Origin of the sequence: Streptomyces sp. ISL-87 (assembly GCF_018614095.1) — a bacterium.
GTDB lineage: Bacteria > Actinomycetota > Actinomycetes > Streptomycetales > Streptomycetaceae > Streptomyces.
Genome location: NZ_JAGGOY010000132.1, coordinates 1 through 9536 on the forward strand (window position 1 = coordinate 1; position 9536 = coordinate 9536).

A 9536-nucleotide genomic window follows, 5' to 3' on the forward strand; every position below is an offset into this window, starting at 1 on the left:
ACTGTGGAGGTAAGTATATCTGAACTTGTGTGTCGGGTTGGCGGGTGATCTCGTCCTACGAGGGCATGACGCTGTGGATGCGGGAGAGGGTGAAGACGCGCTCGTCTTCTCGCAGGTGGCACCAGGCTTCGAGGTAGGGCGGGTCGAGTTCGAGGCGGCTGAGGGTGCGTACCGTGCGGTTGCCGGAGGTGGCGACGTATTCGACGGCGAGGGGCGTTCCGGTGTCGATGGCATGGGCGAGCTGGCGGACATCGGTGTAGGACAGCCGCTTCGCGTACCCGGAGACGATCTCCTCGGTGTCGGTCGCAAAGGGGACTCCGCTGCCGAACGGGTCGGGGTCCGGGGCGGTCAGCGGAGCGGTGAGCAGGCGGTCGGCAAGGACGTTCGGGTCGACGGTGGCCGGTGTCCGCGCGGTGTGGCGGACCGCGTCGCGGCGATCGGCGGCCGTGCCGGCCCTTCGCGGGGTCGGTACGGGGGCGGCGGCCCTCGGCGGTCGGGTCTTCTCGATGCGTACGGTTCCGTCGGCGGTCTCGGCGACGGGGGCGTAGCCCTCGGCGCGGAGCGCGGTGAGGGTGGCGTCGAGCGGGCTGCGGCTGACCAGCACCGTGGGTGCGAGCTGCCGCAGGCCGAGTTTGGCGAGCTTGCGGTGGGCGGCGAGCTCGGCGAGGAGCGCCGGTTCCTCACCGTGGATGACGCAGGCGGCGGTGGCGATGCGTACGCGGCCGTGCCCGCGCGCGGTGTCGGCGATGAGATAGGACAGGGGCTGGGGCAGCGGCCCGGCGGTGACGGCGGCCAGGTCGGCTGTGAGGCCGTCCGGCGAGTGCCCCGCATCGAGGGCCCGGCGGACGCTGCCGGGGCTGAACCGCCACACCGAGGCCGTGCCGCTGGTCTCGCGGTCGGCGACGTAATCCAGCAGCGCGGCGAGTGCCGCCGATGGCGTGCCGGTGACGACAGCGGTGAGGTCGGCGCCGATCCGAGCTGTCCGGGTGGCCGTGGGCAGGAGCCGCCGGCATACGGCGGTCAGTTCCGCCGCGTCATCTTCCATCAGGGCGGTACCGAGGGGAGACAGTGCGCCGCGAGCGAGTACGCCGAGCAGCTCAGCCTCGTGGATCAGGGTGGCGAACGGTGTCCCGTCCTGGGGTGACGAGTCGGCGAGCGGCCGGTACCAGGCCACCAGCGGCCCCAGGGCCGAGGCGATGGCCACGCTGCGCCCCGCCGGAAGCTGTGCCGCCGCGTGGAGCAGCCCGTGCCGGGCCTGCAGACAGCCGCCACAGGGCGGTGCTCCCGCGAGGGCGGGGAGCGCCTTGTTGTCCTCGTCACGCGCCTGGGTGGGGGTGAGTGCCAGGTTGTGCCATGCCTGGAGCAGTACGGCGAGCCGTTCGGCGGGCTCCTGCTCCGCCCAGGCGTCGTACGCCCCGGTGGGTGCCACACGGTCGCCGTCCCGGCCCAGCAGTCCGGCCGCGTGCGCGGTCTCCACGGTGATGCGTACCACGGTGTCGTCGGCTTGGGCGGCCTTACCGATCCGGGCCAGTTCACGTGCGCCGATCCCACCGGACTTGAGTCTGGCCGGCGGGGACGCGGAACAGGCCGAGAGGACCGACGCGGCCTGGGCGGCGAGCGCCGTGGCCGCGGCTGCGGCCTCCCGCTCCACCTCGGCGGAGCCCACGGACACCACCTGCGCGGAAGGCGGAAGGGGGTCGAACGGGGCGTGCCATTCCGGCCCGCGCAGCGCCAGCGCGACTTCGACGGGCATGCGCGCGGGGCCGTACCGGTGGCGGTCCACGATCAGGAGCCCCCGGTCGAGTGCCCATCGCGCGCCGGGTTCGAGGTCGGGGCCAGGTGACCCGAACATGATGAACTGCCGCTGCCCTGTGGCGGAGTCCGCTCGGCGGGCGAGCAGCTTCTGTGTGATCGAGGGCGCCCGTGCCACCACTTCGGCGACGGCTCCGGGGTCGCTGTGGTGTTCCACCAGGGCCACCAGTCGCTGTTGCTTGGTGCCCGGCGGCTTGATGCCGAGGGCCACCAGCATGGCGCGCAGCTCCTCGGAGGTCGCGCCTGCCAGCAGCTTCTCCAGGGGGTGGTCCAGCCCCAGGGGTGCGTCCCACGCCTGCCGCAGGGATGAGGCCATGCGGAGCGCCCCGGCGCCGTCCGGCCAGACCAATGCGTGATCGGCCAGCCCCTCCAGGATGGAATCCAGCGAGCGAGCGGCTTCGCCGTCCGTCGCTCCCAGCAGTCCCGCCAGGGCATCGCGCGACGCCCGTCCTCCCAGTGCCGCGAGCGCCTCGGCCACCTGCAGGGACGGCAGCGTAAGCCGCGGCAGGGTAAGAGCCACCGACCCCGGGCGCTGGAGGCGGTCCGCCAGCTCCCCTACCGTGCGCGGTTCCGGAGAGGACGCCGCATCCTTCCGCACGGCGAGTACGCGCGCCAGGCGCGGTGCGGAGAGACCGCCCAGCCAGGCCGCCAGCGTTGATCGGGACTTCATGGGGCACCTCGTCACACCAGACCGGAGCAGCACCGAAACCGCTCCGGTGCAGAGTCAAGCATGGCGTCTACCCCGAGGCCCCGGGTGCGGAACGGGAGAGGTTCCTCCGCGGACGTCGGCACTCGCAGGCAGTGGCGCCTGAATGCGCCGAAATGCTCTGGTTTCAGGGCGATGTAAACGCAAGACCAGGGTGTCGGGTCATACCTTCTTGACGACGATGGAGTCCGGGACCAGCCGTTCCAGGTCGTCCACGTCCGAGGTGAAGACGGTGACCTGCCCCTTCTGCTGACGCGCGATGACGGCGAGCACCGCGTCGATCGCGTACTTGTGGCCGTGCAGCTGGGCGTCGGCCAGGAGTCGGCGGGCCTGGCGGGCCTCGTCCTTTCCGACGTCGGCGACTTTGAGCCGGGAGAGGACCCAGTCCCAGCGCTGCTCGGTGGTTCTGCCGTCGTATGCCTCGACCAGCGTCATCGGAGACGTCACCACTTCGGCGTCACCACGGGCCGCGAGGTCGAGCCAGGCGATCATCTTCCGGTCGCCGCGCACGGCCAGGGACAGGGCTTCGCAGTCGAGTGCGAAGATGCGCAGCGGCGGCTGCCCGTGCTCACCGGCCCGCTTCTTCACGCGGCCTCTCCGGCGTTGTGCTTTCCAGCGGCGCGGCGGCGCTCGTGCTGGGCGTCGAGATCCTCCAGTTCCTCGGACACTGCTGCGCGCTCGTCTTCCGTGACGGGGCCGTGCTCTTCCTGCAGCCAGTCGACCAGTTCTCGCAGTCGATCCCGGTCGCGCTTGAAGCGCAGCGCCTCCGCGACGTACGCGGACAGGCCGCGTTCTGCGGCCTCCGCGCGGATCTCCTCAAGGAGATCCTCGGGGATCGTCACCGTCACCTTCTTAGTCGCCATATAAGAGACCATACTCCTGGTACCAGTCCCCTTACCGGCGTGTCGGCACCCCGACGCTGCCGTGGATGGGGCGGGGCGGGCACCCGGTTGAGGGCCCACGAGCGGACGGCCCGCGAGCGCTATGACGTGTTCACGGGCGTCCGTCCGGCTGGGCCCGTACCCGTCCTGACCTGCGTCGGAGTGCTTTCGTGGCCTTAGTCCGAACGCACCCGGACGGAGGCGAACGCAACCAGAACTGCAACCACAGGCCCTACTTGCCGCCCTCTGGGCCGTACCACTGGAGGGGCTGCCCGGTCACGGCGGCGATGCATTCGAAGTCGTGGTCGCGGTGCAGGAGAGTGAGGCCCTGGAGCTCCGCTGTTGCGGCGACCACGAGATCCACTGCGCCTGCACTGCGGTGCTTGCCCTGTTTGGTGAGGGCCTCCTGAACCTGCCAGGCACGGTCGTAGGCGCGGTCATCGACAGGGACCCAGCCGAAGATCAGCCGGATGTCCTCGATGCCGGGCGCCCGGTCGGTGGCAGACCGGGCGCTGTAGAAGAATTCCAGCTCCGTGGTGGGGCAGGTGGCGATCAGTCCGGCGGCTGCCGCCTGGTCCCAGCCGTACTGTTCCGCGTCTCCCCGCAGGAATCGTGCGAGGGCGCTGGTATCGATCAGGAACTGTGCCGCGTTCACCGCCGGTAGTTCCTCTTGTCCTCGAACAGCTCCAGGTCGAAGGCGCCCTGATCGGCGGCGGCCCGGAGTCGGGTGAGGGCCAGCGCGCGGCGCCGGTTCTCCAGCACCTCGCGCAGCGCTGTGTTGACCGTTTCCTTCTTGGTGCTCGTCCCCAGGGCTTTCGCCACATCGGCGACCAATTCGTCGTCCAGGTCGATGACGGTCCGGCTCATGTGCAGCTCCTGATATCAACTGTGGAGGTAAGTATATCTCAACTTGTGTGTCGGGGTGGGGTGGTCAGTTCCTCCCACCGGGACTGGGTCGATGCCCTGCCCGCACTGCTGGCCGACGGCGACGTCGAGTTCAACAAGGCGGCGATCGTCCCCTACGCCTACCGGCACAGCTATGCCCAACGGCATGCGGACGCCGGCGTCCCACCCGACGTCCTGCGCGATCTCATGGGCCACCGGACCATGCGCACAACTCAGACCTGCTACCGCATTACCGGCAAGCGGATGCGTCAGGCGGTCGAGCGGGTAGCGGCCCACCAGTTCGACCGCAACGGGCAGCGGACCTGGCAGCAGATCCAGGGCGCCCTGGACGACGAGCACACCCGCCTGCGGATCGGACAGGTCTCCGTCCCCTTCGGCATCTGCATGGAACCCGGCAACATCAAGGCCGGCGGACAGCCTGCCCGTTTCGATTCCGTTGCCTGGGCTGCGGCCACTTCCGCACCGATGCCTCCTACCTCCCCGAGCTCAAGGACTACCTCCAGACCCTCCTGCGCGACCGCGAACGCGTCCTGGCTGCCGACGAACTCGACCCCTGGGCCCGCACCGAAGCAGCCCCTTCCGAGACCGAGATCAGCAAGCTCCGCCAGCTCATCCACCGCGCCGAGGACTCCCTGGGCGAGCTCACCGACGACGAACGCGAACAGATCAAGGACGCCGCCACCGCCCTGCGCCGCACCCGCCAGGTCGTCGACCTCGGCATGCCCGCCATCCCCTCCTTCATCGACCAGACCAGGAACACGCACCGCCTGTGAGCATCGCCGAGCCGGGCTCGGCGGACCGCCCGACCACGACGCCCTGCAAAAGCGCATCAACTACCTCGAACAGCACACCACCGAACTCCAACAACAGCTCGCCGACCGCGACGACGACCTCGACGCCGCCCGCGCCGCGAACCGCCAGCTCATCGCCAGCCTCGACACCTCGAAGGGAGTGGCTGAACCAGGCGCGAGGCGAGCGCCGTGTCTCACGCTCGCCCCGCGCGCGGGCTAGCCGGGCCTACTACACCCAGGCGACTCGTTCCACCGTGTCGTTGTAGCCCGCCGGCTCCTCGAGCTTCTCGCCGGCCTTCAGGATGCGCTCACCCTTGCCGATCAGCTTCGCGTCGCTGTCCGTGAGGTTCACCCATGATGAGACGTTCTTGGACATGCTGCCGCCGCCAGGAAGCGGCAGCTGGCTGAGGTCCACGTTGAAGCCTGCTCCGATCCCGTACCCCGGGCCCTGGCAGTTGTAGTCCCGATACAGGCCCAGGGTCTTGGACGGACACGGCGCGCCGTCAGGGAGGATCTGGACTACGCCAGGGGGCAGTTGAGTGCTCATACCTCGCTCCATTCTTCAGCTCCCGCCAGCATTTCCGGCAGGGCTTGTGCCGCCAACGTTCCACACGAAGACGGCGTGGACGGACCTCACACAGGGCTTGATCGTTCCTGCAATGGACATGGCCACCCACTTAGCCGAGTAGCCGAGCTGTGCGCTCGGCCGCGCCCAGCGCCCTCCCCCACCGTCTCAGCGAACCACTGCGCGAGTGGATCGCCGGCCATCAACAAGGCCGAGTGATGGAAATCCACATACGTGCACGACACCTGTCGCGAAATCCCGTCGGCCATCTCTTCCATCCCACCAGGCCTGATTCGCCAGCAGCACGCTGCTACGGATCAGTAGCCATACAGAAGGGCCCACTCTTGCTGAACCCTGGGAGTACGAGGGATAGGCCATCGAAGCCGCAATGTGGCCAAATATCCGGTTATGCCTCGAATCAATGAGACTCGAACTGAGACCACGGACGCAGAAGACCCCGGCCGGTTTCCCGGTCGGGGCTTCAAGTGCCCGGTGAGGCACTGGCGGAGGATACGAGATTCGAACTCGTGAGGGGTTGCCCCAACACGCTTTCCAACCGTCCGACCGGCTGTCCGGCGGCGGCCGCACCTGTCCTGACCTGCGGTGATTCGGGCGCGGTGGGGTCGGCGGATGCTGCTGAACGCTGCTGAATGCAACCAGAACTGCAACCAGGCGGCCTCTGCTCACCGTGCTCGGGTCCACCACGGGAGTGATCGCCATCCCGCGCTACTCCCGCGACCACTCGGTCTCAGCGTGGGGCTCGCCGGTCGCCTGCCCGCCCTCCCAGTCGCGGATCCTGAGCGCTCGGGGGCCGGGGGCGGGTCGGGAGAGCGTGCGTACGAACACGTCGCGCAGGTGGTTGGCCGCCTGCTGGGGTGGGCCGTCGTACTGCACGGGGTCGGGCATTGGTGCACCGTCCCGCCGGGACCAGCGGTTGTCGTCGTCCTGGGTCTCCAGTATCCACCGGTACTGACGCATCCGAGCCTCCTGTGCCTCTGGACCGACGAGCGAGCCTCGCAAGACGAACGTATGGCCTTGACGACCCGCAGGCGACCCGTGGCGTGCCGGCCAGTGTCAGTAACAGGCCTGGGGAGGAGCAGCGGTTCGGTTAGGGTCCTGGTGCTCATTCAGGTACTGCCGCGCCACTCGACCAGGAAGAGCGTCGCGTCGTCGCTGGTGATCCCGCCGCGTTCGCGCTTCAGCGTGTGCGAGAGGGTGCGCACCATCGTGCGGACGCCGCCGCCCGCGTGGCGACCCGGGTGACCGTGACGGCCACACCACCGATTCCGGAACCGCAACTTCGGCTCTCGCTCACCCCCGACGGCGCCACCGCAGGCCGGCTGGACGGCGCCTGGTGGCCGCCCTCGCACGATCTCTTCACCGAACTCCCATCGTTGGCCGCGGAATTGGACGAGCAGTGGAGTCGCGTCACCCGCGTTGCACTGAACCCCAACCACTGGCCTGTGATCCCCCACCTGATCCCGGTGGCCGGCCATGTGGTCCATGGCGGCTCGTTCAGCCAGGAGCAGGACCCGAACGAGATCATGGTGTGCTCCTTCGCGCCGCTGCGCCTCGACCTCTGGTGATCCCGCCGGAGACCGACCAGGCCGAGGCTGCCGCGCTGATGAGCGCCGCAGCCGATCCCGCCAACACCCGCACCGTTCAGCCTCACCCGACTCCGCCAGCGCCACCTACCCGCACCGCCGCGCCCCTGACCGTCGTCCCCGTGGCTGCTGGTTTTTGCGAGCCGACGGGCGCAAGCTGAAAGATACGGAGCTAGCAGCTGTCGGCCCGGCCGCCCAGGGCTCGCCGCGGCGAAGGGAGCCACGATGATCCGCATCGGTGATGTCCGCGAGTGGCGTACCCACGACGTCGTGGACGCCAAGGGGCACAAGATCGGCACGATGGAAGCGGTCTACGTGGACACCAGTACCGACGAGCCGGCCATGGCCACTGTGCAGGTCGGCCTGCCCACCCGCCACCGCCTCGTCTTCGTGCCGCTGGATGAGGCGGTGGTCGGGCCGGGCTACCTGCGGGTCGCCTACGCCAAGGCGCTAGTGAAGGGCTGCCCGCCGATCGGCACGGACGACATCCTTCCTGCGGAGGACGAGGAAGCCGTCTTCCGGCACTACGGCCTGGAATATCAGCCTGGTGCTGGCGGCGAGCGCCAACTCGCTCGCCGCTGACCCCCGAACCCCACAACGGAAGGGAGGCCGATGGTGATCCTCTTCCTCCTGGTGGTCATCGTCGCCGTCGTGCTCGGCATCGTCGGCGTGGTCGCCCACGGGCTTGTCTACCTCCTGGTCATCGGCGTCGTCCTGCTGGTCGCCGACGTGGCGATCCTCGCCGTACGGGCGCGGCACCGACGCCCGCCGCTGCGCTGACCCGCGCGGCAGCCGCGGGAGGGCTGGCACCAGACCCCGTCACGGACGAAGGGACCGCAGCCGCGCACCGCGACATCTGGAGTTACCACCCCGACTCGAACTACGAACCGGGCCTTAGCGGTCGGCTCCGGAAGTCCTTCGGGGGTTGATCACACGACGAGGCGGAACGAGGATTCTTCTGGGTGATCGGCGCTGTGCCGGTCGAGCCTGGCCAGCAGATCGTCCACGTCGGAGGTGGTCAACTTCCACTGGAACGGCTGTGCCGTGGCGTTGTAGCGGTCCTCGAAGGCTCGGAGCCGGTCCCCGACCTGGGCAAGGTCGGGGAAGTCGTTGGGCGAGACGACCTTGCGCTGCACGATGGAGAAGTAGATCTCCACCTGGTTCAACCAGGAGGCGTGCACCGGGGTGTGTACGAGCACCGCGTTCGGGAACGTCTCGGCCAGCGGTCCGCTGCGGCCTTGCCGTAACACTCGCGCTCCGCAGGGCCGCCACTGTTTTCGGCAGGGCCGGGTGTGTTCCAACGCCTCGGGGGTCGGTGATGACCTGGAGGTTCACGCCGTGGCGGCCGACGCGCGGACCTCGACCAGCTGGCGGTGGCGGACCCGGGAGCGCAGAATCGTCCTAGGCCGGTGCGCCGGCTCGGATGACCCGCTCGTAGGCGTGCTCGGCAGCCTCAGGACGATCAGCTCGGGCGGCACGCTGCTCCGCCCTTCCGATACCCGCGCCCTGCTCGAAGGCGCGGCCTGGTCGGCGTGCGCGAGATCGAACGCACATGGCCGATGCCGATCGGACTAACCGGCGGTTGCCGCCCGTTAGGACGTCGAGCGAATGCCAACTGGTAGCCGTTGCACGGCACCGGTGGTAATACGGGACGCAAAGGAGAAGATCGATGGGGCAAATTTATCTTCAGCGATTCGCGTATCGGGATGGTGTTAGTAAGTCCGAACTCGACCAAGCATGGTCCGAAGCTTTTAAAACCTTCGCCCAGGCGGGTAATTGGGGCGGAGTGGACCGAGGCGTGAAGCACCACCAGACGTATGGCACGGGATGGGGGGGCTACGTGCTGATCGAAGTGGAGGATCCCGATGCCTTTGGACGCTACCAGGCATACCACAACCAGACGTACGGCCATGTAGTTCAGGTCACGTGGGAGCCCCTATTCGACATGGACCGGGCGTTCGAGGAGACCATCCGGAACTCGAGATGAAAGGAAATCGGTGAGCACCTCGGCCGCCTGTGCGATGGGGCAGAACTGACCGTAGCCCGACATTGTCCGGCGGGACACTTTCGTCTCGGTCGACGCCATGTTCCATCATCAGCCGCCCGCGGTTGTGCGTGTGCCCAGTCTCCCGGCCACCCCGGCAGGTACGAACCCCCTTGCTCTGCTGAAGCCTTCACGAAGAGCAGGTCGATGACAGACGCGCTCGCGTGTTTGCCGCCTAGATGATCAATTCCAAGGGGTGCCTGCGGTGACGAGAGCGAGGGTGTTCA

General features: G+C 68.6%; 13 protein-coding genes. 5 read left to right on the top strand and 8 right to left on the bottom strand.

Features of this window, described 5'->3' with window-relative positions; genetic code table 11:
* Positions 1-55: 55 nt before the first annotated feature.
* The 5 genes from J7I97_RS35810 to J7I97_RS35830 all read right to left on the bottom strand — a co-directional run bounded on the left by J7I97_RS35810 (position 56) and on the right by J7I97_RS35830 (position 4266).
* On the bottom strand, positions 56-2482 hold the full coding sequence (locus J7I97_RS35810) for a helicase C-terminal domain-containing protein (protein ID WP_214944051.1): 2427 nt from the start codon (positions 2480-2482) through the stop codon (positions 56-58).
* Positions 2483-2680: 198 nt separating this feature from the next.
* Positions 2681-3106 (bottom strand): PIN domain-containing protein, encoded by a 426-nt coding sequence (locus J7I97_RS35815; RefSeq protein WP_214944054.1) that lies wholly within the window; start codon positions 3104-3106, stop codon positions 2681-2683.
* Positions 3103-3381, bottom strand: coding sequence for a ribbon-helix-helix domain-containing protein (locus J7I97_RS35820; RefSeq protein WP_214944055.1), 279 nt, complete (start codon positions 3379-3381; stop codon positions 3103-3105). Before J7I97_RS35820 ends, J7I97_RS35815 begins: the two co-directional genes overlap by 4 nt.
* 250 nt (positions 3382-3631) lie before the next feature.
* Positions 3632-4054, bottom strand: a complete 423-nt coding sequence (locus J7I97_RS35825) for a PIN domain nuclease (RefSeq protein ID WP_214944056.1) — start codon at positions 4052-4054, stop codon at positions 3632-3634.
* On the bottom strand, positions 4051-4266 hold the full coding sequence (locus tag J7I97_RS35830; protein WP_100202944.1) for a type II toxin-antitoxin system VapB family antitoxin: 216 nt from the start codon (positions 4264-4266) through the stop codon (positions 4051-4053). The genes J7I97_RS35825 and J7I97_RS35830 overlap by 4 nt, the downstream gene beginning before the upstream one ends.
* Before the next feature lie 60 nt (positions 4267-4326).
* Here J7I97_RS35830 and J7I97_RS35835 point away from each other — a divergent pair, with 60 nt between their 5' ends.
* The gene (locus tag J7I97_RS35835) at positions 4327-5316 is read left to right on the top strand and encodes a hypothetical protein (protein ID WP_214944057.1); all 990 of its coding nucleotides are present in this window, start codon (positions 4327-4329) and stop codon (positions 5314-5316) included.
* Positions 5317-5325: 9 nt separating this feature from the next.
* Here J7I97_RS35835 and J7I97_RS35840 read toward each other — a convergent pair whose 3' ends face one another.
* Positions 5326-5643, bottom strand: coding sequence for a hypothetical protein (locus J7I97_RS35840; protein WP_214944058.1), 318 nt, complete (start codon positions 5641-5643; stop codon positions 5326-5328).
* 744 nt (positions 5644-6387) lie between these two features.
* On the bottom strand, positions 6388-6639 hold the full coding sequence (locus J7I97_RS35845) for a hypothetical protein (RefSeq protein ID WP_214944059.1): 252 nt from the start codon (positions 6637-6639) through the stop codon (positions 6388-6390).
* Between the two features lie 281 nt (positions 6640-6920).
* On the opposite strand from J7I97_RS35845, the gene J7I97_RS35850 reads away from it, so the two are divergent.
* The 3 genes from J7I97_RS35850 to J7I97_RS35860 all read left to right on the top strand — a co-directional run bounded on the left by J7I97_RS35850 (position 6921) and on the right by J7I97_RS35860 (position 8045).
* Positions 6921-7247 carry a DUF5994 family protein gene (locus tag J7I97_RS35850; protein ID WP_214944062.1) on the top strand — a complete coding sequence of 109 codons (327 nt, stop codon included), beginning with the start codon at positions 6921-6923 and terminating at the stop codon, positions 7245-7247.
* Between the two features lie 243 nt (positions 7248-7490).
* Positions 7491-7847: a PRC-barrel domain-containing protein gene (locus tag J7I97_RS35855; RefSeq protein WP_214944060.1), complete on the top strand. Its 357-nt coding sequence runs from the start codon at positions 7491-7493 to the stop codon at positions 7845-7847.
* Positions 7848-7877: 30 nt separating this feature from the next.
* On the top strand, positions 7878-8045 hold the full coding sequence (locus J7I97_RS35860) for a hypothetical protein (protein WP_214944063.1): 168 nt from the start codon (positions 7878-7880) through the stop codon (positions 8043-8045).
* Positions 8046-8194: 149 nt separating this feature from the next.
* On the opposite strand, the gene J7I97_RS35865 is transcribed toward J7I97_RS35860, so the two are convergent.
* Entirely contained in the window at positions 8195-8515 is a 321-nt protein-coding gene (locus J7I97_RS35865) for a hypothetical protein (protein WP_251051137.1), read from the bottom strand.
* Between the two features lie 419 nt (positions 8516-8934).
* On the opposite strand from J7I97_RS35865, the gene J7I97_RS35870 reads away from it, so the two are divergent.
* Positions 8935-9252 carry a hypothetical protein gene (locus tag J7I97_RS35870; protein WP_214944061.1) on the top strand — a complete coding sequence of 106 codons (318 nt, stop codon included), beginning with the start codon at positions 8935-8937 and terminating at the stop codon, positions 9250-9252.
* The last annotated feature ends 284 nt before the right edge of the window (positions 9253-9536 follow it).